20 protein-coding genes are annotated in these 25724 nt (G+C 70.9%); 11 read left to right on the top strand and 9 right to left on the bottom strand.

What is annotated here, in order from left to right; genetic code table 11:
• The first annotated feature begins 122 nt into the window (after nucleotides 1-122).
• The gene (locus ABZ098_RS09060) at nucleotides 123-1274 is read left to right on the top strand and encodes a serpin family protein (RefSeq protein WP_356588734.1); all 1152 of its coding nucleotides are present in this window, start codon (nucleotides 123-125) and stop codon (nucleotides 1272-1274) included.
• Nucleotides 1275-1605: 331 nt separating this feature from the next.
• Here ABZ098_RS09060 and ABZ098_RS09055 read toward each other — a convergent pair whose 3' ends face one another.
• Nucleotides 1606-2436 (bottom strand): oxidoreductase, encoded by an 831-nt coding sequence (locus ABZ098_RS09055; protein WP_356588732.1) that lies wholly within the window; start codon nucleotides 2434-2436, stop codon nucleotides 1606-1608.
• A gap of 86 nt (nucleotides 2437-2522) precedes the next feature.
• Between ABZ098_RS09055 and ABZ098_RS09050 the strand changes: the two genes are divergently transcribed.
• Complete coding sequence (locus tag ABZ098_RS09050) at nucleotides 2523-3446, top strand: LysR family transcriptional regulator (protein WP_356588730.1); 924 nt, start codon at nucleotides 2523-2525, stop codon at nucleotides 3444-3446.
• A gap of 416 nt (nucleotides 3447-3862) precedes the next feature.
• Here the strand turns inward: ABZ098_RS09050 and ABZ098_RS09045 are convergent, their stop codons facing one another.
• Nucleotides 3863-6049: a DEAD/DEAH box helicase gene (locus ABZ098_RS09045; RefSeq protein WP_356588728.1), complete on the bottom strand. Its 2187-nt coding sequence runs from the start codon at nucleotides 6047-6049 to the stop codon at nucleotides 3863-3865.
• Between the two features lie 76 nt (nucleotides 6050-6125).
• The gene (gene ychF, locus ABZ098_RS09040; protein ID WP_356588726.1) at nucleotides 6126-7214 is read right to left on the bottom strand and encodes a redox-regulated ATPase YchF; all 1089 of its coding nucleotides are present in this window, start codon (nucleotides 7212-7214) and stop codon (nucleotides 6126-6128) included.
• A gap of 177 nt (nucleotides 7215-7391) precedes the next feature.
• Between ychF and ABZ098_RS09035 the strand changes: the two genes are divergently transcribed.
• On the top strand, nucleotides 7392-7910 hold the full coding sequence (locus tag ABZ098_RS09035) for a DUF6542 domain-containing protein (protein ID WP_356588724.1): 519 nt from the start codon (nucleotides 7392-7394) through the stop codon (nucleotides 7908-7910).
• A 435-nt stretch (nucleotides 7911-8345) separates the two neighbouring features.
• On the opposite strand, the gene ppgK is transcribed toward ABZ098_RS09035, so the two are convergent.
• Together ppgK and ABZ098_RS09025 are read right to left on the bottom strand one after the other, a co-directional pair.
• A complete protein-coding gene (ppgK, locus tag ABZ098_RS09030) occupies nucleotides 8346-9089 on the bottom strand; it encodes a polyphosphate--glucose phosphotransferase (protein ID WP_356588722.1) in 744 nt (247 codons plus the stop codon).
• A gap of 29 nt (nucleotides 9090-9118) precedes the next feature.
• A complete protein-coding gene (locus ABZ098_RS09025; protein ID WP_356588720.1) occupies nucleotides 9119-10129 on the bottom strand; it encodes a 4-hydroxy-3-methylbut-2-enyl diphosphate reductase in 1011 nt (336 codons plus the stop codon).
• A 349-nt stretch (nucleotides 10130-10478) separates the two neighbouring features.
• Between ABZ098_RS09025 and xseA the strand changes: the two genes are divergently transcribed.
• From xseA to ABZ098_RS09010, 3 genes are all read left to right on the top strand, one after another.
• Nucleotides 10479-11687 carry an exodeoxyribonuclease VII large subunit gene (xseA, locus tag ABZ098_RS09020; protein WP_356588718.1) on the top strand — a complete coding sequence of 403 codons (1209 nt, stop codon included), beginning with the start codon at nucleotides 10479-10481 and terminating at the stop codon, nucleotides 11685-11687.
• A gap of 9 nt (nucleotides 11688-11696) precedes the next feature.
• Nucleotides 11697-11930, top strand: coding sequence for an exodeoxyribonuclease VII small subunit (locus tag ABZ098_RS09015; protein ID WP_356588716.1), 234 nt, complete (start codon nucleotides 11697-11699; stop codon nucleotides 11928-11930).
• 138 nt (nucleotides 11931-12068) lie between these two features.
• On the top strand, nucleotides 12069-12659 hold the full coding sequence (locus ABZ098_RS09010) for a malonic semialdehyde reductase (RefSeq protein ID WP_356588714.1): 591 nt from the start codon (nucleotides 12069-12071) through the stop codon (nucleotides 12657-12659).
• Nucleotides 12660-12720: 61 nt separating this feature from the next.
• Here the strand turns inward: ABZ098_RS09010 and ABZ098_RS09005 are convergent, their stop codons facing one another.
• A complete protein-coding gene (locus tag ABZ098_RS09005) occupies nucleotides 12721-13242 on the bottom strand; it encodes a DUF4245 domain-containing protein (RefSeq protein ID WP_356588712.1) in 522 nt (173 codons plus the stop codon).
• Nucleotides 13243-13368: 126 nt separating this feature from the next.
• Here ABZ098_RS09005 and glpX point away from each other — a divergent pair, with 126 nt between their 5' ends.
• Nucleotides 13369-14403 carry a class II fructose-bisphosphatase gene (gene glpX, locus ABZ098_RS09000; protein WP_031042027.1) on the top strand — a complete coding sequence of 345 codons (1035 nt, stop codon included), beginning with the start codon at nucleotides 13369-13371 and terminating at the stop codon, nucleotides 14401-14403.
• A gap of 105 nt (nucleotides 14404-14508) precedes the next feature.
• On the opposite strand, the gene ABZ098_RS08995 is transcribed toward glpX, so the two are convergent.
• Both ABZ098_RS08995 and ABZ098_RS08990 read right to left on the bottom strand, forming a co-directional pair.
• Nucleotides 14509-14883, bottom strand: coding sequence for a WhiB family transcriptional regulator (locus ABZ098_RS08995; RefSeq protein ID WP_078902679.1), 375 nt, complete (start codon nucleotides 14881-14883; stop codon nucleotides 14509-14511).
• 174 nt (nucleotides 14884-15057) lie between these two features.
• Nucleotides 15058-15774, bottom strand: a complete 717-nt coding sequence (locus tag ABZ098_RS08990; RefSeq protein WP_356588710.1) for a DUF1707 domain-containing protein — start codon at nucleotides 15772-15774, stop codon at nucleotides 15058-15060.
• 189 nt (nucleotides 15775-15963) lie between these two features.
• On the opposite strand from ABZ098_RS08990, the gene ABZ098_RS08985 reads away from it, so the two are divergent.
• The 4 genes from ABZ098_RS08985 to ABZ098_RS08970 all read left to right on the top strand — a co-directional run bounded on the left by ABZ098_RS08985 (nucleotide 15964) and on the right by ABZ098_RS08970 (nucleotide 23195).
• Nucleotides 15964-17631, top strand: a complete 1668-nt coding sequence (locus ABZ098_RS08985) for a fumarate hydratase (RefSeq protein WP_356588708.1) — start codon at nucleotides 15964-15966, stop codon at nucleotides 17629-17631.
• A 961-nt stretch (nucleotides 17632-18592) separates the two neighbouring features.
• Entirely contained in the window at nucleotides 18593-20002 is a 1410-nt protein-coding gene (locus tag ABZ098_RS08980) for a class II fumarate hydratase (RefSeq protein ID WP_356588706.1), read from the top strand.
• Between the two features lie 72 nt (nucleotides 20003-20074).
• Complete coding sequence (locus ABZ098_RS08975) at nucleotides 20075-20767, top strand: DUF402 domain-containing protein (protein ID WP_356588704.1); 693 nt, start codon at nucleotides 20075-20077, stop codon at nucleotides 20765-20767.
• 295 nt (nucleotides 20768-21062) lie between these two features.
• Nucleotides 21063-23195, top strand: a complete 2133-nt coding sequence (locus ABZ098_RS08970) for a SpoIIE family protein phosphatase (RefSeq protein WP_356588702.1) — start codon at nucleotides 21063-21065, stop codon at nucleotides 23193-23195.
• A gap of 48 nt (nucleotides 23196-23243) precedes the next feature.
• On the opposite strand, the gene ABZ098_RS08965 is transcribed toward ABZ098_RS08970, so the two are convergent.
• On the bottom strand, nucleotides 23244-25592 hold the full coding sequence (locus ABZ098_RS08965) for a transglycosylase domain-containing protein (RefSeq protein WP_356588700.1): 2349 nt from the start codon (nucleotides 25590-25592) through the stop codon (nucleotides 23244-23246).
• Between the last annotated feature and the right edge of the window lie 132 nt (nucleotides 25593-25724).

The raw sequence follows: 25724 nt of genomic DNA, 5'->3' as shown, positions 1-25724 counted from the left end.
GCAGTGGTGGGGAACTGACGTACGACAGGGCGCATGGTATGCGCGGGGTGGGCGGGGGCGGAATGCCGATCACGGGTGGGACGACCCGGGCGGTGAACGGACTCACGGCACGGTGGGCCGCGATGTCCTCCGGGGGGACCGTGTTCTCGGCCGCCGGGGTGTGGCCGCTGCTGGCCTTCCTGGCCGACGGCGCACAGGGCACGGCACGGGCCGAGCTGGCGCGGGCGCTCGGGGTGCCCGCGGACCAAGCGGCCGCTGCGGCACGGGAGTTGCTCGCGGGACTGGCCCGGGTGAGGGCACTGGACTCGGCGCTCGGGCTGTGGACCGGTCGGACGCTGGAGCCGCGCGAGGAGTGGCGGGCCGGGCTGCCCACCGACGCGCACGGGGTCCTCACCGGCGACCCCGCGCTCGACCGGCGGGAGATGGACGCCTGGGCGGCGAAACGGACGGGCGGCCTGATCGAGCGGATGCCGGTGGAGGTGCGGGACGACACCGAGCTGGTGCTGGCGAGCGCGCTGGCCCTGCGGACCACGTGGCTGCGCCCCTTCCGGGAGCTCCGGCTGATACCGGAGACCGGACCCTGGGCCGATCGCGAGCTGCTGGGCCTGTACCGCACGAGCCAACTCCTGGACCGGGTCGGCGTCGCCGACACACCCGACGGTCATGTCACCGAGCTGAAGGTGCTGGGCGACACCGCCGTAGACGTCCATCTGCTGCTGGGCGAGGAGCACATGACGGCGGGCCAGGTGCTGGGGGCGGGCATCGGTCTGCTGGCCCGCCGTTGGCCGGTGGTGTCGGGCTTCCATCTGCCCTACGGGGAACCGGGGCCAGGTCTGCACGTGTTCAAGAGGCGCAGCGCGCGACCGCTGCCCCCGACGCTGACCGTGGGGACCCCGGCCTTCGACATACGGGCCGGGCACGATCTGCTGGAACTGCACCGGCTGTTCGGCCTCACCGCGGCGCGGGACGCACGGGAGGGCCACTTCCCCGGCATCAGCCCCTCGCCTCTGGCCGTCGGCTCCGCCCGGCAGTCCACGACGGCGACGTTCGGCGCCAAGGGCTTCCACGCCGCCGCGGTCACCGCGGTCGGGGCCCTCGTGGCCGGGGTGCCGGACCTGCGCTGGATCACCACCGGCGTGCAGGCCGTCTTCGACCGCCCCTTCGGCTTCCTCGCCGTACACCGCCACTCACGGCTCGCGCTCATGGCCGGCTGGGTCACCGATCCGGAGCCCTACCCCGACGACGACGCGCTTCTGTTCTCCGAGGAGTTCTGACGGCGGTGAGCGGGTGGGCGGGGGGCCAAGGCCGGCCGCTCGGCTCTCCCGTCGTGGTCGGACGGTGTCATCGGCGCCGACCTCGTCGGGCGGGACACTGGCACGCTGGACGCCGGACAGCAGCGGGTGGTCCGGCAGGCGCCGGCCGAGGTCAACGACTCCGAGCGGGCCAGGGCCGGCGGATGCGGGCGGGGAGACGCCGGAGCAGTTCGCGGTGTCGTCAGGCGGGGCCCGGGCGCGGTCCCCCTGGTCCCGCCGACGCGTCCGCGGGCCCACGGCCCCGACGGACCCACGGCAACCTGTACGGCTCCGCCTCGACCTGACCCGGCGCTCAGTCGTCGAAACCCGTGGCCCGCGTGCTCTTCTCCCAGGCGACGACGTCGGCCCGTACGCCGTCGAGGTGGTCGAGGACGGCGGTCACCGCGTCCTCGCCGAGGGGCAGCCGCAGCGGCGTCTCCTCGGCTTCGAGGGCGGCGCGGATCAGGGCCGCCGCCTTCGCGGGGTCGCCGGTCTGGGTGCCGTCGCCGCCGGAGACGAACCCGCGGGTCTCGGTCACCTTGGCGTACACGCCGCTGTCGGCACTGGCCCCCGCCCGACCCGTCTCGAACAGCGAGGTGCGGAAGGCGCCCGGCTCCACGATCAGCACCTTGATGCCGAACTCCCGCACCTCGTCGGCGAGCCCCTCGGACATGCCCTCCAGCGCGAACTTCGTCCCGCTGTACGCCGAGAAGCCCGCGAAGGACATCTGCCCGCCCATGCTGCTCATCTGCACGACGGCCCCCGAACGCCGCTCCCGCATGGAGGGCAGCACCGCCCTCGTGAGCGCGGCCGGGCCGAAGACGTGCAGGTCGAACAGGTCGCGCAGTTCGTCGTCGGTGGTCTCCTCGAAGGCGCCGACATGCGTGCGACCCGCGTTGTTGACCAGCACGTCGATCCGCCCGTGCCGGGCCACCACGTCCCGTACGGCGGCCTCCGCGGCGGCCGTGTCGGTCACGTCCAGGCGCAGCGCCTCCATCTGGTCCGGATGGGCGGCCACCAGGTCGTCCAGGGCCTCGGGCCGGCGGGCCGCGCCCACCACGACGTCCCCGTCGGCCAGGGCCTCCTCGGCGATCGCCCGCCCGAACCCGCTGCTCGCACCCGTGATCAGCCACACCTTGTTCATGAAGACTCCTCGTGATCCACAGCTCGTGTCGCCAACCACCTTGCTGGGTAAGTCGGTTGCCCGTCCAAGACCCACGGTGATAACCGATGGTCATGACGACCGACGTGCATGTACGGGAGCTGCGCTACTTCCTGGCGGTGGCCGAGGAACTGCACTTCACGCGCGCGGCCGAGCGGCTCTATGTGTCGCAGCCCGCGCTGAGCAAGCAGATCCGGGCGCTGGAGCGGCAGTTGGGCGTGGAGCTGTTCCGGCGGGACCCGCGGGGCGTGCTGCTCACCGAGGCGGGCGAGGCCCTGCTGCCGCACGCCCGGCAGGTGCTGGAGGCCTGGGCGGCGGCGGACTCCGCGATGGCGACGGCCCGGGCGGCGGGGCGCGGCACGCTGGTGGTGGGCATGAGCACCAGCCCCGGCCGCGGTGGCCTGCTCCCGGCGATCCGCTCCCGCTTCACGGCCGCGCATCCGGAGGCGGTCGTACGGCTGCGGCAGATGGGCTGGCAGGATCCGACCGCGGGTCTGGCGGACGGTGAGACGGAGGTCGCGTTCGTGTGGCTGCCGCTGCCCGACGAGGAACGCTACGGCTGGACCGTGATCGCCGAGGAACCCCGCCTGGTCGCCCTCCCCGACAGCCACCCGCTCGCCGCCCGCGCCGAGATCGACTTCGCCGACCTGGCCGACGAACCGTTCCTCGCGCTGCCGCCGAGCGCGGGCCCCCTGCGTGACTTCTGGCTCGCCCTCGACGAACGGTCCGGCCGGCCGCCCCGCGTCGGCGCGGAGATCGCCGGCACCGAGGAGACGTACGAGGCCCTCGTCGCCGGCCTGGGCATCTGCCTCGTGGCCGCCGGCAACGCCCCCCTGATCACCCTGGGCGGGGTGGTCACCCGGCCGGTGCGCGGAATCGGCCCGAGCAGATACGTCCTGGCCTGGCGCAGGGAGGACGAGGGGCGGCCGCTGGTGCGGGGGTATGCGCGGGCTTGTCGGTGGGTGGCGGGGGCGGAGGCGAAAACCGTCTGACGGGTGCGGGGTCCGGGCCGACTGACGGGGAGCGGAGTCCGGGCCGACTGACGGGGAGCGGGGTCTGCGCCGTCTGACGGAGGGGGTCCGGGCCTTCCGGCGGGTGCGAGGTGCGGGCCGTCTGACGGGGAGCGGGGTCCAGGCCGTCCGGCGGGTGCGAGGTCCGGGCCGTCCGGCGGGGAGCGAGGTCCAGGCCGACTGACGGGGAGCGGGATCCGGGCCGTCCGGCGGGGAGCGAGGTCCAGGCCGTCCGGCGGGGAGCGGGATCCGGACCGACTGACGGGGAGCGGAGTCCGGGCCGTCCGGCGGGTGCGAGGTCCGGGCCGACTGACGGGGAGCGGAGTCCGGGCCGTCCGGCGGGTGCGAGGTCCGGGCCGTCTGACGGGGCGCGGGGTTCGGGTCCACGCTGTCCCGGCTCACTCCGCTGCTGTGAGCTTCTCGTCCCTCATGCCCAGACGCTCCTGTTCCTCCTCGACGATCCGTCGGGCCAGCTCGGTGTCCGAGACGTCGATCGCGTCCGGGGAGGCTTCGGCCACGGCGCTGCGGCGGGCGTAGGCGTCGAAGAGGCGGGTCTTGGTCTCCAGCAGCTTCACCAGGCGTTCGTCGACGCCCCCGGTGGCGAGGAGGCGGTAGACACGGACCGGCCTGACCTGGCCCATGCGGTGGGCGCGCGCCACCGCCTGGTGTTCGAGGGTCGGCTTGATCTGGGGTTCGCACAGGACGACGACGGAGGCGGCCTGGAGGTTGAGGCCGACGCCCCCTGCCTGGATCTGCGCCAGGAGCACCGCGGGGCCCTGAACACCGGCGAAGTCGTCGACGATCTGCTGCCGCCGTCCGGCCGGGACACCTCCGGTGAGGGGGCCGAACAGTGGGGTGCCGTCGGTGTCCGCGGTCGCGAGTGCTTCCTCCACCACGCCCAGTACGTCCTTGAAGTAGGAGAAGACCACCGTCTTCTGCCCGTTCTCCCCGGCCTCCTGGACGATCTCCCGGAGCCGGTCCAGCTTGGCCGACCTCTCCGGGCGCATGTACGCGGCTCTGCGCATCGCCATGAAGTTGCCCGCGCGCACGGCTTCCCGGTACGCCTCCTCGTCCGACGCGCTCAGCTCCTCCCACTGGTCGGTCTGCTGGAGACTGGGGAGCTCCGTCAGCACGTCCTCCTGATTGCGCCGCAGGTAGACCGGGGCCACGGCCTTGCGGAAGGCGACCGATCCGGCCACCGCGTCCCGTTCGCCGAGGGAGTCCGCGAGGTCGCCGTCGAGCAGCCGGACCAGGTTGTGGAACTCCACGACCCTGTTCTCCATAGGGGTTCCGGTCATGAGGAGCGTGCGCCCGCACCGCTCGGCCCACAGGGCGACCGCTTGGGACCGCTTGGCCTTCGGGTTCTTCACGGAGTGCGCTTCGTCCACGACGAGCAGCCCGACCTCCCCGTCGCCGGGCGCGGGCGCGGGAAAACCGCGCAGGGCGTCGAAGGTGGTCACCCCGACCCCGCCCCGCTCCTGCCAGTCGGCCAGCGCGTGGCGCCGGTCGGGACCGTGGAGCACCGTCACCCGCAGGGCGCTGCGGGCCTCGATCTCCCGTGTCCAGTTCACCAGGACGCTCGCCGGGCAGACGACCATGAAGTGGCTCTGTCCGGCGGCCGCCAGGTGTGCCAGGACGGCGATCGCCTGGATGGTCTTGCCGAGTCCCATCTCGTCGCCGAGTATCACTTTGCGCTGCGCGAGCGCGAACCGTGCGCCGAACGACTGGTAGCCGCGCAGGGAGACCCGCCGGTGCGTGTCGTCGAGCGGCTGGGTCCGCACCCGCTCGGCGATCTCGTCCGGCAGGAAGCCCTCGGCGGCGGCCGCGTCCGGCTGCCGCCCGGAGATCTCGGCGAGCAGGCTGTAGTACTCGGCGGAGCGGAGCTCGAAGTCCACCCAGGCCGCGATGTCGGACGAGGGCACGCGGAGCAGGTCCACCGATGCCTGGGCGAGCAGCCCGGGCAGGTCCGACCGATCCGCCTCGTCCACCAGCGACCGGATCTCGGCGACCGCCGCCCACGCACGGGCTTTCCTCTCCTGGCCGGCCAGGAGCATCCGGATGCGTCCGACCGCGAGCCTGGCGTCGGTGAGCAGCGGCCCGAGCCGCGTCGACAGTACGGCGGCCTTGTCGACCGCGCGCCGGGCGTCGGGACCGGCCTCCACCAGGACGTGCAGGGCCATGACGAGCGCGGTGGTACTCGGCTGCGGCCGCTCCACGTCGATGTGGACGGCCACGGTCTCGTGCGCGGCCTCGGAGAGCCGGCGGGCGGCCGCGAGCATCTGGTCGACGGTGCGCTGCCCGACACCGGGGATCTGCCGCAACCGGTAGGGGCCTGCCTCCAGCACACCGCCGACCGTGCTCAGCCCGCTCTTCTCGACACTCCCCAGCCGCAGCCGCCCGTCGGTGACGTCCTGCAACCGGGCCACGGGGATGGCGTCGAGCTCCCGCCGCACCGCCGCGTCGTGGATCGGCTTCAGGGCCGCCCGTACCGCCTCCGCGGCCCTCGCACGGTCGGCGACCACCGCCTGGGCCGCCTCGTACAGCCGCGCTCCCCTCGCGACCGTGTCCCGCTCGTCTCGCCCCACGCTCCCGCCCCTCTACGGAAGAAACCCGTGTCCGATGCGCCGGGAAGCGCGTCGGGCACAGGTTTCTGGCTGGCCGTCAGACGTTGAAGCGGAACTCCACGACGTCCCCGTCGTGCATGACGTAGTCCTTGCCCTCCATCCGCGCCTTCCCCTTCGCGCGGGCCTCGGCCACCGAGCCGGTCTCCACCAGGTCGTCGAAGGAGATGACCTCCGCCTTGATGAAGCCCTTCTGGAAGTCGGTGTGGATCACGCCGGCCGCCTCGGGGGCCGTGGCGCCCTTCTTGATGGTCCAGGCGCGGGACTCCTTCGGGCCTGCCGTGAGGTAGGTCTGGAGGCCGAGGGTGTTGAAGCCGACGCGGGCCAGCGTCGCCAGACCCGGCTCCTCGGCGCCCACCGACTCCAGCAGCTCCATCGCGTCCGCCTCGTCGAGCTCGGCGAGGTCCGCCTCCAGCTTGGCGTTGAGGAAGATCGCCTCGGCGGGGGCGACCAGGGCGCGCTGCTCGTCCTTGAAGGACTCGTCGACCAGCTCGTCCTCGTCGACGTTGAAGACGTAGAGGAAGGGCTTCGTCGTCAGCAGGTGCAGGTCGTGCAGCAGCTCCTCCTTGCCGGAGCCCTGGACGATGCCCGCGGAGAAGAGGGTGTCGCCCTTGTCCAGGATCTCCTTGGCCTCCTCGACGGCCTTGACCTTCGGCGCGATGTCCTTCTTGATCCGCGACTCCTTCTGGAGGCGGGGCAGGACCTTCTCGATGGTCTGGAGGTCGGCGAGGATCAGCTCGGTGTTGATCGTCTCGATGTCGTCCTTGGGCGAGACCTTGCCGTCGACGTGGACGACGTTCTCGTCCTTGAAGGCGCGGATGACCTGGCAGATCGCGTCCGACTCACGGATGTTCGCCAGGAACTTGTTGCCCAGGCCCTCGCCCTCGCTCGCGCCGCGCACGATGCCCGCGATGTCCACGAAGTCCACGGTCGCCGGGAGGATCTTCTGGGAGGAGAAGATCTCGGCCAGTTTCGTCAGCCGCGGGTCCGGGACGCCGACCACGCCGACGTTCGGCTCGATCGTGGCGAACGGGTAGTTGGCCGCCAGCACGTCGTTCTTGGTCAGGGCGTTGAACAGGGTCGACTTGCCGACATTCGGCAGACCGACGATTCCGATCGTGAGCGACACGTTGCGACTTCCCGTACGTGAGAGGAGACGTGAGGAGACTGGCGGCCAGGGGACCGATCCACCAGTCTACGGCGTGTCGCGGCACGCTCCGGCGGTCCTCTCGAACGCATGGCCAAGGTCTTTCCCACGGCGTGTCCGAGGAGCCATTCGGCACATAAACAGACCTAGGTTGGTCCAGTGGAGCAACACAGGACCCGACCCCCGCACAACGGAACACGACGCCCGGCACAAGGAGCACCGCTGCCCGCGCAGGCCCGCGGCGAGCGACGGCCACCCGTGGCGCGCCGCCCGCCGCCGCCCGTGGTCCAGACGCTGCGACGGCTGCCCAACCCCCGGCTCACCGGGCTCGGCGGCGGCCTGTTCTGCGCTGGGTTGATGGTCGTGCTCGGATTCCTCGTCTCCCTGCTCTTCGGCTCGTCGCTGACGCTGTACGGCGTCCTGTTCGTGCCGGTCAGTGTGCTGACGTCTGTCTGGATGCGCCGGGGTGACCTGCTGACCGCCCCGATCATCGTCCCGATCGCCTTCGCGGCCGGGCTCGTCCCGGTCGCCGACAGCAGCGGCGGCACCTCGGGCCGTCTGATGGGCCTGTTCACCGCCCTGGCCACACAGGCCGGCTGGCTCTACGCCGGCACGCTGGCCGCCGGCCTCATCGCGCTGGTCCGCAGAATCCGCCTGGTACGGGGACGCTCGCGCTGACGTGGGGCGACAGCTTGGGGCCACCACGCTGGCGTGGCCGACTCCACGGACCGCTCACGCTGACATGGGCCGACTGCACGGGGGCGCTCGCACTGACGCGGGCCGGCTGCACAGGGCCGCTCGCACTGACCTGGGCCGACTACACGGGGCCGCTCTGGGGCGACGGCATGGGGCTACTCACGCTGACGTGGGCCGCCGACACGGTGCCGCTCACTCTGACTCCGCCCTGCCGCCATGCAGGGCCACACCGCCCCCGCCAGTCACGGCACCTCCCCGCCGGAGCTCGCCCCGACGCCGTGCCGGGCACACCGTTCCCGTCGGTCACGGCACCCCCACCGGAGGCGGCCCGCCACCAGTCAGGGCCCCGCCGGTCACGGCGCCGGCAGGGAGCAGGAGCGCCGGGTCCAGCCCGCGCCCCTTCTCACCCGCGCCCCTTTACCCCTGCGCCGCCCGCATCGCCGCCCCCACGATCCCCGCGTTGTTCTGGAGCTCCGCCGGGACGATCTCGGCCTTGATGCCCTCAATGTGGGGCAGGAACTTCTGGGACTTGCGGCTGACGCCGCCGCCGATGATGAACAGCTCGGGCGAGAAGAGCATCTCGACGTGGGCGAGGTACTTCTGGACGCGGTGGGCCCAGTGCTCCCAGGTGAGCTCCTCGTCCTCCCGGGCCTTGCTGGAGGCCTTCTTCTCGGCGTCGTGGCCGTGCAGTTCCAAATGGCCCAGCTCGGTGTTGGGGACGAGGACGCCGTCGACGAAGACCGCGCTGCCGATGCCGGTGCCCAGGGTGAGCAGGATGACGGTGCCCTTGCGGTCCTTGCCCGCGCCGAAGCTCATCTCGGCGACGCCCGCCGCGTCCGCGTCGTTGACGACGGTCACCGGCAGTCCGCCGAGCCGCTCGCTGAACAACGCGCGCGCGTCGGTGTCGATCCAGCTCTTGTCGACATTGGCCGCCGTACGGATGTGGGATCCACCGGTGACCACGCCGGGGAAGGTCAGCCCGACCGGGCCGGTCCAGCCGAAGTGGTCCACGACCTGCTTCACCCCGTCGGCCACGCCGTCGGGCGTGGCCGGGTGCGGGGTGAGCACTTTGTGACGCTCCTGCGCCAGGTCGCCCTTGTCCAGGTCCACAGGGGCGCCCTTGATCCCGGATCCGCCGATGTCCAAGCCGAAGATCTGCATGGCCCTACGTTACGACGGACGACTGACAGTCACGCCTGCGAGGTCCCCTTGCGCTCCGCGACCAGCGCCGCGGCCTCCTCGCGCAGGTCGCGCCGCAGTTCCTTCGGCAGGGAGAAGGTGATGGACTCCTCGGCCGCCTTCACCAGTTCCACGTCGCCGTAGCCGCGCTGGGCCAGCCACTCCAGGACCTCCTCGACCAGCACCTCCGGCACCGAGGCGCCCGAGGTCACGCCGACCGTGGTCACGCCCTCCAGCCAGGCCTCGTCGATCTCGCTGGCGAAGTCCACGAGGTAGGCCTCGCGGGAGCCGGCCAGCTTGGCGACCTCGACGAGCCGCTTGGAGTTGGAGGAGTTGCGGGAGCCGACCACGATGACCAGCTCGGCCTCGGCGCCCATCTGCTTCACCGCGAGCTGACGGTTCTGCGTGGCGTAGCAGATGTCGTCGCTGGGCGGGGAGATGAGCTGCGGGAACTTCTCCTTGAGGGCGTCGACGGTCTCCATGGTCTCGTCGACGGAGAGCGTGGTCTGGGAGAGCCAGACGACCTTCGACTCGTCGCGGACCTCGACCTTGGCGACGTCCGCGGGGCCGTCGACGAGGGTGATGTGGTCGGGAGCCTCGCCGGAGGTGCCGATGACCTCCTCGTGGCCCTCGTGGCCGATCAGGAGGATGTCGTAGTCCTCGTTCGCGAACCTGACGGCTTCCTTGTGGACCTTGGTGACGAGCGGGCAGGTCGCGTCGATGGTGGCGAGCTTTCCGCGCGCGGCCTCCTCGTGGACGACGGGGGCGACGCCGTGCGCCGAGAACATGACGATGTTGCCGGGCGGGACCTCCTCCGTCCGTTCGACGAAGATCGCGCCCTTCTTCTCCAGGGTCTGTACGACGTACTTGTTGTGGACGATCTCGTGCCGGACGTACACCGGAGCGCCGTACTGCTCCAGGGCTTTCTCGACGGCGATCACGGCGCGGTCCACACCCGCGCAGTAACCACGGGGGGCGGCGAGCAGGACACGGCGGCCAGGCGAAGCGGTCATGCGTCCCATCGTAAGGCCGCGTTCGGTGGGTCGAAGATCACGCGGGCGTGACCTTCCTGGGGAGACTGACCAGGAGATGTGACGGGCGGGACGGACGAGGACCAGGCGGAGCGCTGTGTCCGGCACCGGTACGGCGGACCGCACGGCCGAGGAGGCCGCACGGCGACCTGCGGCGCAGCCCCTGCTTCCGGGACCTCGTCGTCCGCGACCCGCTGTCATCGCGCCCAGGCGCCCGTCGGCGTCTACGGGCTCGGGTGCTGGTCGTGCGACGTGTGGCGTGCGGCGGCTCGTCCGAGCGCGGCCGGGGGTTGCGCACCGGTGACCGTGTGTTGTCGTACCCGGCCGTTACGCTCGCGGCATGGCTGTGAACTCGACCCCCGAAACGCCCCTGCCCGTCGGCGAGGTGTCGCGCCTGATCGGCGGCTGGATCGACCGGCTCGGTGCCGTGTGGGTCGAGGGGCAGATCACCCAGCTCTCCCGGCGCCCGGGCGCCGGTGTCGTGTTCCTCACGCTGCGCGATCCGTCGTACGACATCTCGGTGAGCGTCACCTGTTTCCGCCAGGTCTTCGACGAGGTCGCCGAGGTCGTCGGCGAGGGCGCCCGCGTGGTCGTCCTGGCGAAGCCGGAGTGGTACGCGCCGCGGGGCCAGCTCTCGCTGCGGGCCGCCGAGATAAGGCCGGTCGGGGTCGGTGAGCTGCTGGCCCGCTTGGAGGCGCTGAAGAAGTCCCTCGCCGCGGAGGGGTTGTTCGCGCCGGAGCGCAAGAAGCCGCTGCCGTTCCTGCCGCAGCTCGTCGGGCTGGTCTGCGGCCGTGCCTCGGCCGCCGAGCGCGACGTCCTGGAGAACGCCCGGCACCGCTGGCCGGCCGTCCGCTTCGAGGTGCGCAACGTCCCGGTGCAGGGAGTGCACGCCGTCCCGCAGGTCGTGCAGGCCGTCAAGGAGCTCGACGCGCAGGACGACGTGGACGTGATCATCGTGGCGCGCGGCGGGGGCAGCGTGGAGGATCTGCTGCCGTTCTCCGACGAGCAGTTGGTGCGGGCGGTGGCGTCCTGCCGTACGCCGGTGGTGTCGGCGATCGGGCACGAACCGGACACCCCGCTGCTCGACTACGTCGCCGACCTGCGGGCCTCCACGCCCACGGACGCGGCCAAGAAAGTCGTACCGGACGTCGGGGAGGAGTACGAGCGGGTGCGGGCGCTGCGGGACCGGGCGCGAAGGTGTGTCGAGTCCTTCCTCCAGCGGGAGGAGCGTGGGCTCGCGCAGGCGCTCGCGCGGCCGTCGATAGAGGATCCGCACCGGATGATCGACGAGCGCGCCGACCATGTGGCCGCCCTGGCCGACCGCGCCCGCCGCACCCTGGGGCATCTGCTGGACCGCGCCGACTCCGAGCTGACGCACACCCGCGCGCGTGTGGTGGCCCTCTCCCCCGCGGCGACCCTCCAGCGCGGGTACGCCGTCCTCCAGAAGGCCGACGGCCACGTGGTGCGGGCACCGGACGAGGTGACGGCGGAGGAGACCTTGCGGGCGCGGGTCGCCGAGGGTGAGTTCACTGTCCGAGTCGATGCATAGGGTGGGCGGATGACCAGCAAGGTGGCGGAAGAGGCGCTCGGGTACGAGCAGGCGCGGGACGAGCTGATCGAGGTCGTACGGCGGCTGGAGGCGGGCGGTACGACACTCGAGGAGTCCCTCGCACTCTGGGAGCGGGGCGAGGAGCTGGCCAAGGTGTGCCGGCGGTGGCTGGACGGGGCGCGGGCACGCCTGGACGCGGCCCTGGCCGAGGAGTCGGAGGAGGGCGAGGGCGACTCCGCGTAGCGGGCACGGGTGATCTGTGAAGCGGATCACCACACCCCACTTTTGATTGAAGGTTGAACTTCATTCGCGTACGGTCGGAGACGTCAACCGGTCCACGGTCCGTTTACGGGACCGACGTACATCCCGAGAAGGTTCCCCATGTCTCTCGTCCTTGACCCCGCCGCCCAGGACCTGCTGTTCCGCGAGGCCCGTACCGCGAACACCTTCACCGACGAGCCGGTGACCGACGAGCAGGTCCAGGCGATCTACGACCTGGTCAAGTACGGCCCGACCGCCTTCAACCAGAGCCCGCTGCGCATCACCCTGGTCCGCTCAGCCGAGGCCCGTGAGCGCCTGGTCCAGCACATGGCCGAGGGCAACCAGCCGAAGACCGCCACCGCCCCGCTGGTCGCGATCCTCTCCGCGGACAACGAGTTCCACGAGGAGCTGCCGCAGCTCTTCCCGCACTTCCCGCAGGCCAAGGACGTCTTCTTCAGCGAGCGCCCCGCCCGCGAGGATGCCGCCGGGCTGAACGCCGCCCTCCAGGCCGCCTACTTCATCATCGGCGTCCGTGCCGCGGGCCTCGCCGCCGGCCCGATGACCGGTCTGGACTTCGAGGGCGTCCGCAAGGAGTTCCTGGACGACGACCACACCCCGCTGATGGTCGTCAACATCGGCAAGCCGGGCGAGGACGCCTGGTTCCCGCGCTCCCCGCGCCTGGCGTACGACGAGGTCGTCACCACCGTCTGAGACGACTGACACACGGGAGGGGCCCGGCTGCCTGGCAGCCGGGCCCCTCCCGTGTGTCACCTCACGCCATCTTCAGCGCCTTCGCCATCTCGGTGAGCTGCCCGAACGACCCCGTGCCCGCGACCACCGTCGTCGCCCCGTCGCCGCTGTGCACGAGGGCGTCGTAACGGCCGCCCGTGTACCGCGTCCAGGTGCGGCCCGCGATCTCCTGGGTCTGCTTCGTCGCCTCGCCGCCCTGACTCGCCTCGTCGATGAACTCCGAGGGCTTCTGAGTCGACTGCTCGATCTGCACGTACTGCCCACCGGGGGCGTTGAAGCCCAGGTGCCAGGCGTCGGACTGGTCGCCCCGGAAGCGCACCGAGGTCGCCTTCCAGCCGGCCGGCAGACCCTCGGGCGCGGCCACCGGGTAGGAGGCCGCGCGGCGGGCCGTGAGCAGCTCGACGCGGTAGTCGACCGTCTTGATGTCGGGAGCGGAGTCGTCGTGCGGGATGAACACGTAGATGACCGCCGCCGCGATCCCGATGAGGCCCAGGGACAGAATCATGTCCCGGACCGTCTTCTGCTTGCCGTTCGAACCTGCCACGCCCCTATCGTCGCAGGTGCCCGGTCCGCTCATCCGTGGGGTCCCCTGCTCATTTTGTCGGACTGACGATAGAGTCGACGGTCGAACCCTCATCCGGCCGTCGTCGTATCAGAAAGGTGCGCTCCGATGACCGAGCATCATCATCTGCCGTCCGAACTCGAAGTCCCCTCCGAGGCCCCCGACCGCAACCTCGCCCTGGAACTCGTCCGGGTGACCGAAGCTGCCGCGATGGCCGCGGGCCGCTGGGTCGGGCGGGGCGAGAAGAACGGCGCCGACGGCGCCGCGGTGCGCGCCATGCGGTCCCTGGTCTCCACCGTGTCGATGAACGGCGTCGTCGTCATCGGTGAGGGCGAGAAGGACGAGGCCCCGATGCTCTTCAACGGAGAGCGCGTGGGCGACGGGACCGGCCCCGAGTGCGACATCGCCGTCGACCCGATCGACGGGACCACGCTGACGGCCAAGGGCATGCCGAACGCGATCGCGGTCCTGGCCGCGGCGGACCGGGGCTCGATGTTCGACCCGTCCGCCGTGTTCTACATGGACAAGCTGGTCACGGGACCGGAAGCCGCGGACTTCGTCGACATCAACGCGCCGGTCTCCGTGAACATCCGCCGGGTCGCCAAGGCGAAGCGCTCCACCCCGGAGGACGTGACCGTCGTCATCCTCGACCGGCCCCGGCACGAAGGCATCATCAAGGAGATCCGGGAGGCGGGAGCGCGGATCAAGCTCATCTCCGACGGTGACGTGGCCGGGTCGATCTACGCGCTGCGCGAGGGCACCGGCGTCGACATGCTGCTGGGCATCGGCGGTACGCCCGAGGGGATCATCTCGGCCTGTGCCGTGAAGTGCCTCGGGGGCACGATCCAGGGCAAGCTGTGGCCGAAGGACGACGAGGAGCGGGCCCGGGCGATCGACGCCGGGCACGACCTGGACCGGGTGCTGACGACCGACGACCTGGTCTCCGGGGAGAACGTGTTCTTCGTGGCGACCGGGATCACCGACGGTGAGCTGCTGCGGGGTGTGCGGTACCGGTCGGAGACCGCGACCACCGACTCGATCGTGATGCGGTCGAAGTCCGGGACGGTGCGGCGGATCGACTCGGAGCACCGGCTCAGCAAGCTGCGGGCCTACAGCGCGATCGATTTCGATCGCGCCAAATAGCGCCTGACGGCTCGGGAGCTTCGGAGCGTGGCGATCAAGCCCCGCGTCCCTGAGGAGAAGGGCGCCCCCGGTGCGGAGGGGGCGCCCTTCCTCTTGTCCTTGTGCTCAGCCGGCCTGGGCTATGCGTGCCGCCCGCGCCGCTTTCGTGAGCTCCAGGTCGCGGCGCCTGCGGCGGGCCAGGACCACACGGCGTTCCGCCGCGGTGAGGCCGCCCCAGACGCCGTAGGGCTCGGGCTGGAGCAGGGCGTGTTCGCGGCACTCGACCATGACCGGACAGCGGGCACAGACGCGCTTCGCGGCCTCCTCCCGGGAGAGCCGGGCAGCGGTGGGTTCCTTGGACGGAGCGAAGAACAGGCCGGCCTCGTCGCGCCGGCACACCGCCTCGGTGTGCCATGGAGCGTCTTGGTCCCTGTCCCGCACTGGCACCCGCTGGGCCGGAACGGCAGCGACCTGCAGGGACGAATGCGGCGGTTGCAGCACGGTCTACTCCTGACGACGGCTTCGCGAGCGAGAGACGATGCAGCAAGCCCTACCCGCTGTGCGCGCGCCTATGCACTGAGTCCCCAACCGCTGGATCGCGGGCGGTCGTGTGCGCTTCCGCGGGCCGACCGAGGGCGGATTCCGCCGTTTCGGACCCACCCTGATTCACAACCGTCAACGATCCAGGTGTTTGCGCAAACTCTTGTCGACCTTGCGATCGACCGCGCGCTGAACCCGGTCGAGAATGTCCGCGACGAGCTTGCCGCGCCTGGGCTTCGCGTCGACGCTGCCGAGGACGGCCCAGCCGTCGACGTACACCACCGGCGCGTCCGGCTCCGCGGAGTCGAGCGTGTCCACCTGGAAGTCGCCGAGGACCCCGACTCCCGTGCCGCGCAGCGAGACGTTCTCCGGGACGCGCACCTCGACGCTGCCGAACACCGAGAACGCCTTGATGACGACCTGGCGGTACTCGAAGATCGCCTCGCTGAGGTCTATCTCGACACTGCCGAAGACCGCGTAGGCGTGGATACGGCGGCCGGCGCGCCAGCGGCCCTTGCGGACGGCGGCGCTGAACACCGCCACCACGTTGTCGTCCGGGTCCGGGGGGATCGCGTCGGTCGGGCGGTTGGGGGCCGGGGTCCAGGCCGGGGCGGTACGGGGCTCGTGGGCCGCCGGCAGGTCCCGTATGAAGACCTCCAGCTCGCCGACGGTCTTGGCGCTCAGCACCCCCTCGACCCGCTCGGCGTGCTCGTCCGCGGTGAGGCGGCCCTCGGCCAGGGCCTCGCGCAGGATGTCGGCGATACGGTCGCGGTCGGCGTCCGAGGCACGCAGGTCGGCCACCGCGGGGGCGGGGCCCGCGTGCTTCTGAAGGTCCGGCTTCTGAAGGTCCACGTCAGCAGCGTACCCAAACGCGATAGATCGCGACTAGGGCTGTGGACAAGTCTTGGCACACCGAACAAGCGCCGAACGAGCACCGACTGAGCCCTACCTCACAAGCTCGCGTCCTCGGGCAGGTTCTAGGCTGGTGAGGCCCGCCAACGGAGGCGGGTGGTCGACCCGCAGAGTGAGGAATGGGCTGAGATGCCTGAGTTCGCGTACACCGATCTGCTCCCCATGGGAGAGGACACCACCCCCTATCGGCTGGTGACCTCCGAGGGTGTCTCCACCTTCGAGGCCGACGGGCGGACCTTCCTCAAGGTGGAGCCGGAGGCGCTGCGCAAGCTCGCCGCGGAGGCCATCCACGACATCCAGCACTACCTGCGGCCCGCGCACCTCGCCCAGTTGCGGCGGATCATCGACGACCCCGAGGCGTCCAGCAACGACAAGTTCGTGGCGCTGGACCTGCTGAAGAACGCGAACATCGCGGCCGCGGGCGTGCTTCCGATGTGCCAGGACACCGGCACGGCGATCGTCATGGGCAAGCGCGGGCAGAACGTGCTCACGCAGGGCGGCGACGAGGAGGCCCTGTCGAAGGGCATCTACGACGCGTACCTGAACCTCAACCTGCGCTACTCGCAGATGGCCCCGCTGACCATGTGGGACGAGAAGAACACCGGCTCCAACCTCCCCGCGCAGATCGAGCTGTACGCCACCGACGGCGGCGCGTACAAGTTCCTGTTCATGGCGAAGGGTGGCGGCTCGGCCAACAAGTCGTTCCTGTACCAGGAGACGAAGGCCGTCCTCAATGAGGCCTCCATGATGAAGTTCCTGGAGGAGAAGATCCGTTCGCTCGGTACGGCCGCCTGTCCGCCGTACCACCTGGCGATCGTGGTCGGCGGTACGTCCGCCGAGTACGCGCTGAAGACCGCGAAGTACGCCTCCGCGCACTACCTGGACGAGATCCCGGCCGAGGGCTCGGAGCTCGGGCACGGCTTCCGGGACAAGGAGCTGGAGGAGAAGGTCTTCGAGCTGACGCAGAAGATCGGGATCGGGGCGCAGTTCGGCGGCAAGTACTTCTGCCACGACGTGCGGGTGGTGCGGCTGCCCCGGCACGGTGCGTCCTGCCCCGTCGCCATCGCCGTGTCCTGCTCGGCCGACCGGCAGGCCGTCGCGAAGATCACCGCCGAGGGTGTCTTCCTGGAGCAGTTGGAGACGGACCCGGCGCGGTTCCTGCCGGAGACGACCGACGAGCACCTCGACTCCGACGGTGACGTCGTCAAGATCGACCTCAACCAGCCGATGGACGACATCCTCGCGGAGCTCACCAAGTACCCGGTGAAGACGCGGCTCTCGCTGACCGGTCCGCTCGTGGTGGCGCGGGACATCGCGCACGCCAAGATCAAGGAGCGTCTCGACGCGGGCGAGGAGATGCCGCAGTACCTGAAGGACCACCCGGTGTACTACGCGGGTCCGGCGAAGACGCCCGAGGGCTACGCGTCCGGTTCCTTCGGCCCGACGACGGCCGGCCGCATGGACTCCTACGTCGAGCAGTTCCAGGCGGCGGGCGGCTCCAAGGTGATGCTGGCCAAGGGCAACCGCAGCAAGCAGGTCACCGACGCGTGCGGTGCGCACGGCGGGTTCTACCTCGGCTCCATCGGCGGCCCGGCCGCGCGGCTCGCCCAGGACTGCATCAAGAAGGTCGAGGTCGTCGAGTACGAGGAGCTCGGCATGGAGGCGGTCTGGAAGATCGAGGTCGAGGACTTCCCGGCGTTCATCGTGGTCGACGACAAGGGCAACGACTTCTTCCAAGATCCCGCCCCTCAGCCGACCTTCACGTCGATCCCCGTGCGCGGTCCCGGCCTGGCGTAATGCCTTCGGGTGGCGGCGGGGACGGTTTTCGCCCCCGCCGCCCCTACCCGTCCCGTTACCAGAGGCTCCGCCCCTTCGACCCCGCCGGGGACTCCGCCCCCGAACCCCCGCGAGGCGGCTCGGCGTGGCACGCGCCAGTACCCGCCGGACGAACAGAGTGGAACGACTTCTTCCAGGCCCCGGCGCCCGCCCCGACGTTCACCTCCATTCCGGTCCGGGGGCCGGGGCCGGCGGAAGTGCCCTGGGGGTGGAAGGGGGCTCGCCCCCGCCGCCCCTACCCGTGCCATCCCCAGAGCCAGCCGCCCCGTCGGCCCGGCCCACGACTTCCCGCCGGCCCACGGCTACCCGGACCTCCTGCGGCCGGGCGACCGGCCTGACACCCCATTCTCAAAGGCCGGCCGGGCTGATGGGTGTCGCCGCCGAACAAGTCAAACGACTGCTTCCAGGACACCGCGCCGACGCCGGGCCGGGCTGGAGGTTGGGCTGGGGGTTGGGCTGGGCTGGAGTGCCCCACCGGGGCAGCGGGGGGGTGTTTCTCGCCCCCGCCCCTACCCGTCCCACCTCGGGGGCAGCCGCCCCCTCAGCCCGCGCTGGGACTGCGTCCCCTGCACGCCACCCCCGGGCTTCGCCCACTGATTCGCCGTGGGCCCGAACCCCGCGTGCCGTTCGGTCTGGCGCCTTGTCTGCGCAGGCAAGGGGCAGCGCGGGGACTCGCCACTCCGCCGCTCCTGGCCGTTCCGTGGCTCCAAGTCCACGGGCGGCACCTCTGCGATCATGGCTGTCCCTCTGCCGGTCCGGTGGGGCGCGCTTCAGGCTGCGCCTTGAGGGCACCTGCAGCGAGGCACCTCCTCGCGTCGCCGTCTGTTCGTCTCGTCACCGGTCGGAGTGATCCAGAACGGCTCGGTGCGGCAGGAATAGGTGCCACAGGGGCAGACGCTGACCAAGACGGAGGTGATCGGCAGTGGCCGACGAGCAGCAGGAACAGGCGTTCCGTATCGAGCACGACTCCATGGGCGAGGTCCGGGTCCCGGCGGACGCCAAGTGGCGGGCGCAGACCCAGCGGGCGGTGGAGAACTTCCCCGTCTCCGGGCAGCGGATCGAGCGGGCGCACATCGAGGCGCTGGCCCGGATCAAGGGTGCGGCCGCGAAGGTGAACGCGCGGCTGGACGTGCTCGACAAGGACATCGCCGAGGCCATCCAGGAGGCGGCCGACGAGGTGGCCCGGGGCGACTGGGACGCGCACTTCCCGGTCGACGTGTTCCAGACCGGGTCCGGCACCTCGTCCAACATGAACACCAACGAGGTCATCGCGACCCTGGCGAGCGAACGGCTCGGCGAGGGCCGCGGCGTGCACCCCAACGACCACGTGAACGCCTCGCAGTCCTCCAACGACGTCTTCCCGTCCTCCATCCACATCGCGGCCACGGCCGCCGTCACCCGGGACCTCATCCCCGCCCTCGACCACCTCGCCGCGGCCCTCTCCCGCAAGTCCGAGGAGTTCGCCGACGTCGTGAAGTCGGGGCGGACCCACCTGATGGACGCCACCCCGGTGACCCTGGGGCAGGAGTTCGGCGGCTACGCGGCCCAGATCCGCCATGGCGTCGAGCGCCTGAACGCCTCCCTCCCCCGGCTCGCCGAACTGCCCCTGGGTGGTACCGCCGTCGGCACCGGCATCAACACCCCGCCCGGCTTCTCGGCCGCCGTCATCGAGGAGATCGCCCGCACCACCGGCCTGCCGCTCACCGAGGCGCGGGACCACTTCGAGGCCCAGGGCGCCCGGGACGGGATCGTCGAGACCAGCGGGCAGCTCAGGACCATCGCGGTCGGGCTGACGAAGATCGCCAATGACCTGCGGTGGATGTCCTCCGGGCCCAGGACCGGGCTCGCGGAGATCTCGCTGCCCGACCTCCAGCCCGGTTCGTCGATCATGCCCGGCAAGGTCAATCCGGTGATCCCGGAGGCCGTGCTGATGGTCGCGGCCCAGGTCATCGGGAACGACGCCACCGTCGCGACCGCCGGAGCGGCCGGCAACTTCGAGCTCAACGTCATGCTGCCGGTCATCGCGAAGAACGTCCTGGAGTCGATCCGGCTGCTCGCCAACGTCTCCCGGCTGCTCGCCGACCGGACCGTCGACGGCATCGTCGCCCACCGGGAACGCGCCCGCGAGTACGCCGAGTCCTCGCCCTCGGTGGTCACCCCGCTCAACAAGTACATCGGGTACGAGGAAGCCGCGAAGGTCGCCAAGAAGGCGCTCGCCGAACAGAAGACGATTCGCCAGGTCGTCCTGGAGAGCGGGTACGTCGAGCGCGGTGATCTGACGGCCGAACAACTCGACGAGGCGCTGGATGTCCTGCGGATGACACGGCCGTAACCTTTCCCGGCGCCGGCGTGAACCGTGACGCGTACCGCAGCGTCGTATGCCTATGGCACCTAATATCTGTGCATGGCAGACGGTGGAGCGGTGAGAGCGGTGGAAGCAGGTACGTCGGCGCGGTTCTGGGAGCCCGGGAGTCAGATCCTGTGGCGCTACCGGGAGAACGCGGGCGCGCACTTCCACATCGCCCGCCCGGTCACCGTCGTACGCGACGACGAGGACCTGCTCGCCGTGTGGCTGGCACCGGGTACCGAGTGTGTGCGGCCGGTGCTGGCCGACGGCACGCCGGTGCACGCCGAGCCGCTGGAGTCCCGTTACACCAAGCCGCGTTCGGTCCATCGGGACCGCTGGTTCGGCACCGGGGTGCTGAAGCTGGCGCGGCCGGGGTTGCCGTGGTCGGTGTGGCTGTTCTGGGAGCCGGGCTGGCAGTTCAAGAACTGGTACGTGAACCTGGAGGAGCCGCTGGCGCGTTGGGCCGGGGGTGTGGATTCCGAGGATCACTTCCTGGACATCACCGTGGATCCCGACCGCCGTTGGCAGTGGCGGGACGAGGACGAGTTCGCGCAGGCCCAGCGGGACGGGCTGATGGGCCCGGACCTGGCCGAACGGGTCAGAGCGGCGGGACGTTGTGCGGTGGAGGTGATCCGCGCCTGGGGCCCGCCGTTCTCGGACGGCTGGCCCGACTGGCGGCCCGATCCGTCCTGGACCGTGCCGCTCCTTCCGGAAGACTGGGACCGTACGCCCGCGCACTTGTCCTCATGAGACCCTTGATGCGCCCCCGGGCTGCAAACGTAGGATCGTCCTCCGCAAGAGCGCGCAGCGGCAACTACCGGAGCGGGCACTGGGCTTGACCGATCGTCACCGAGGGGCGGCAGGACGTGAGCGTGGGGTACGAGGGCAACACCGGTACGGGCCGCGGAAGGTTGACCAAAAACGCAGGAACAGCCCCTGACCACGCGGGAATTCCGTTCCTGGGACACGTATTCCGGGTATCGGGATTTCGGCGGGACCAACTGCGCGTACGGCGTGCAGCCCCGGACGGACGGATTCGACACGCGTGACGGAGCACCCGACCTCCTTCGAACGCCCCCAGCCGGGCGTCGACCCCACGGACCCCCGCGGGGCGCTCCTGCGTTCCCCGGTGCCGCCGACCGCCCAGGGCGTCGAGGCGCCCACCGCTTTACCGCTCCAGGCCCGCTCCGGTGATTCCACCCCGGAGGCGGCACCCGTCGTCCAGGCAGGCAACAGCACGACCGGAAGGACCGGCAGGACCGGCGACCACAAGGACATGGGCATGAACCCGGCCGGTACCGGCCCCGAGCACTCCCAGCCGGCCGCCGCCGAGCCGGACACGCACCGCCCGCGGCCCGTCCCCGAGGGGGTTCCGGTCCAGCCGGGCGGCGAGGGCGAGCGGCCGCCCCAGAGCGGCGACGAACGCCGTACCGGGCAGGGGCTGCCCGCGGGCCGGCCCACGCCCATGCGGCGCGACGGCGACCGGCTGCGCTTCGTGGGCGCGGCGACCCGCCGGATCGCCCGCGGTATCGACCTGGACGAGATCGTGATGGGTCTGTGCCGGGCGACCGTGCCGACCTTCTCGGACGCGATCCTCGTCTATCTGCGCGACCCGCTGCCCGTCGGCGACGAGCGGCCCACCGGCCCCCTCGTGCTCCGGCTGCGGCGCAGCGACCGCATCCCGCAGCAGGAGCGGGACCTGGAGGACGGCATCCTGCCGGTGCCGGTGCCGGAGAACCCGACCGAGCTGGACGCGCTCGGCACCGAACTGTGCGAGGTGCAGCCCGGCAGCGCGCTCGCCGAGGTGCTGCGCGGGGTGCGCCCGGTCTTCACGGACACGCCCGCGGCCCACGCCGCGCTGCCGGAACTGCTCGGCGAGGGCGGCGAGTTCGCCGTACCGTCGGGCCGGCGTGCGATCCTCGCCCCGTTGCGCGGTCGGCGCCGGGTGATCGGCGCCGCCCTGTTCCTGCGCCGCCCCGACCGCATCCCCTTCGACCCGGACGACCTGCTCGTCGCCGCCCAGCTCGCCACGCACAGCGCGCTGGGCATCGACAAGGCGGTCCTCTACGGCCGTGAGGCGTACATCGCCGACGAGCTCCAGCGCACCATGCTGCCCGAGACGCTCCCGCGGCCGACCGGTGTCCGGCTGGCCTCGCGCTATCTGCCGGCCGCCGAGACGGCCCGGGTGGGCGGCGACTGGTACGACGCGATCCCGCTGCCCGGCAGCCGGGTCGCGCTGGTCGTGGGTGACGTGATGGGGCACTCCATGACGTCCGCGGCGATCATGGGCCAGCTCCGGACGACCGCGCAGACCCTCGCCGGGCTCGACCTGCCGCCGCAGGAGGTGCTGCACCACCTTGACGAACAGGCCCAGCGGCTCGGCACGGACCGTATGGCGACCTGTCTCTACGCGGTCTACGACCCGGTCTCGCACCGCATCACCATCGCCAACGCCGGTCATCCGCCGCCGGTGCTGCTGCATCTGGGCGGCCGGGCCGAGGTGCTCCGGGTGCCGCCGGGGGCGCCGATCGGTGTCGGCGGCGTGGACTTCGAGGCCGTGGAGCTGGACGCGCCGGCCGGGGCGACGCTGCTGCTGTACACCGACGGGCTGGTGGAGTCGCGGCTGCGGGACGTGTGGACCGGGATAGAGCAGTTGCGGGAGAAGCTCGCCGCGACGGCGCAGTTGACCGGGCCAGATCATCCGCCGCCGCTGGAGGCGCTGTGCGACGAGGTGCTCGACATGCTCGGTCCTGGCGACCGGGACGACGACATCGCGCTGCTCGCGGCCCGCTTCGACGGGATCGCGCCCAGTGATGTGGCGTACTGGTTCCTGGAGCCGGAGGACGCGGCCCCGGGCCGGGCCCGGCGGCTCGCGCGGCGGGCGCTGTCGCGGTGGGGCATGGAGGATCTGACCGACTCGGTCGAGCTGCTGGTCAGTGAGGTCGTGACGAACGCCGTGCGGTACGCGACCCGGCCGGTGACGCTCCGGCTGCTGCGGACCGATGTGCTGCGGTGCGAGGTCGGGGACGACGTACCGCAGCTGCCGCGGCTGAGGCAGGCTCGCGCCACCGACGAGGGCGGGCGCGGGCTGTACCTCGTCAACCGGCTCGCCCGGCGGTGGGGGGCCACTCGGTTGAGCACCGGCAAGGTCGTGTGGTTCGAGCTCAACAGGGGCTAGGGAACGAGAGAGGGCGCCCGGTGGTCACCGGGCGCCCTCTCTCGTTCGCTACTGGTCCTCGTTCGGGTCGAACGGGTTCGCCGGTGGGCTCGTCGTCACGACCGGAGTGCTCTGCTCACCGGTCGGCGGCGACTGCGACGGCGTCTGCGAAGGGGTTTGCGACGGCGTCTGCGAGGGTGTCGCGCTCGGCGTCTGCGACGGCTTCTTGGTGCTGGGCGTCGCCGACGGCGTCGGGCTCGGCGTGTTCGACACCGTCGGTGTCCACGTCGGCTGGACCGCGGCGCCCTGGTCGGTCTCCAGGTCGAACTTGGTGTTCTCGCCGGCCACGCCGAAGGTGTACTCGGCCCAGATCTCCGCCGGGAAGCCACCGCCGTTGACCCGCGCCTCGCCGCCCACGCCGTACATCTTGGCCTGGGCCCTGGTCTTGTAGTTCTCGCCGAACAGACCGACCGAGGTGACGAGGTCCGGGGTGTAGCCGGTGAACCAGGCCGACTTGTTGTCGTCGGAGGTACCGGTCTTGCCGGCGACCTTGCGGCCCTCGCGGTCCGGGTTCTGCTGCACGGACTTCTGAGCCGTACCGTCGTTGACCACGCCGGTCAGCACCGAGGTGACCGTGTCGGCGGCCTCCCGGCTGATGACCTGCTCGCCGATCGGGTCGGGCATCTGGAACTCGTTGCCGCCCTGCTCCGCCGACTTGATGATGGTCGGCGTGACCTGCTTGCCGTGGTTGTCGAGGGTGGCGTAGACGCCGGCCATCTGGATGGGGCTCGCGCCCATGGTGCCCAGGGTGTAGGCGGGGAGCGGCCTGAGCTTGCCGGTGTCCATGCCGAGCTTGGTGGCCGTCGCGAGGACCTTGTCCATGCCGACGTCGACGCCCATCTGCGCGAAGACGGAGTTGATGGACTGGTTCATCGCCGTCTGGACGGTGACCTGCTTGCCGTAGTTGTGGTCGTCCTCGTTCTCGGGGGCGAATCCGACCTTGTCGCCGTTGCTGTCGACGACCTGACGCTTGCTGGTGCCGTCGTAGATCGTGTTCGCGCCGATCGGCTTGCCGTCCTGCGTCTCGGAGTTGTTCTCCAGGGCGGCGGCGAGGATGACCGGCTTGAAGGTGGAGGCGGGCTGGTAGTCGGTGCGGTTGGCGTTGCTGTAGAAGTGCTTGGTGTAGTCCGTGCCGCCGTACAGGGCGACGATCTTCCCCGTCTTGGGGTCGACGGAGGCGGCACCGGCCTGGACGTTTCTGTCGACCGTGCGCTTCTTCGGGTCCAGCTGGCTGGTCAGCTTGTCCTTGACCGCCTTCTCCAGCTGGGCCTGCTTCTTCTTGTCGATGTTCAGGGTGATGGTCCACCCGGCGTTCTCGACCCGGGCCTCGGCCTCGTCCTGGGTGATGTTCTCCTTGGCCATCAGCTGCTTCTCGAGCTGCTGCTTGGCGAGTTTGACGAAGTAGCCCTTCTGCCCTTCCAGGCCGGGGTCGGCCTTGGGCTCCTTCGGCACCGGGAAGGTCATCTCCGCGCGCTTCGTCTTGTCCAGCCAGCCCTGCTTGACCATGTTGTCCAGGACGTAGTTCCAGCGGGCCGTCACCAGTTTCTTGCCGGTGTCGTTGGCGACCGCCCAGTCGTACTGGCTCGGGGCCTGGAGCAGCGCGGCGAGGTAGGCGCCCTGCTCGACGCTGAGCTTGCTCGCGTCGACGCGGTAGTAGTCCTGGGCGGCGGCCTGGATGCCGTAGGCGCCGCGGCCGTAGTAGCTGGTGTTGATGTAGCCGGCGAGGATGTCGTCCTTGGGCGTCTCGCGGTCCACCTTCAGCGAGATGACCAGTTCCTTCAGCTTGCGCGTGACGGTCTGGTCCTGGTCGAGGTAGTAGTTCTTGACGTACTGCTGGGTGATCGTGGAGCCACCCTGTTTGCCCTTGCCGGAGAGGGTGTTGAACAGTCCGCGGGCGATGCCCTTGAAGTCGACGCCCGCGTCCGTGTAGAAGGTCTTGTTCTCCGCTGCCACGAAGGTGCGCTGGACCGGCTTGGGCACTTCGGAGAGGTCGACGATCTCGCGGTTGGTGTCGCCCTCGCGGGCCATGACCGAACCGTTGCTGTACTTGTAGATGTTGCTCTGTTCCTGCGCCTTCGCGTTGCCCTTGGGCACGTCGATCATCATGTACATCACGACGAAGGCGCCGATGCCGAGCAGGCAGACGGCGAAGAACGTGCCGAGGATCTTCTTCCAGGTGAAGAGCCGGCGTATGCCGCTCTTACCTTTCTTCGCGCCCTTCTTGCCTCGCGCGGCCTTGCGCGCCGCGGCCCTGCCGCCGGTGGCGAGGCCCTCGCTCGGCGTCCCGGACGAGCGCGTGGGCGGCGCCGCGCGGCGGCCACCGCGCTGACGTGCTCTTCTCTCTTCCGCTCGTCCCATGGGTCGACTCGCTCCGCTTCCTCATCGGCGGCCACACAGGTTCGTGGCTCAGGTCAGCTCAGAAAGCTAACACCGGTCTATATGACACAGGGCCCTCGATCCGGCCTCGGGGGGGCGTGAGAATCAGCACCC

Source organism: Streptomyces sp. NPDC006335, assembly GCF_040612795.1.
GTDB lineage: Bacteria > Actinomycetota > Actinomycetes > Streptomycetales > Streptomycetaceae > Streptomyces.
This window is presented reverse-complemented; position numbering and strand designations above follow the sequence as displayed.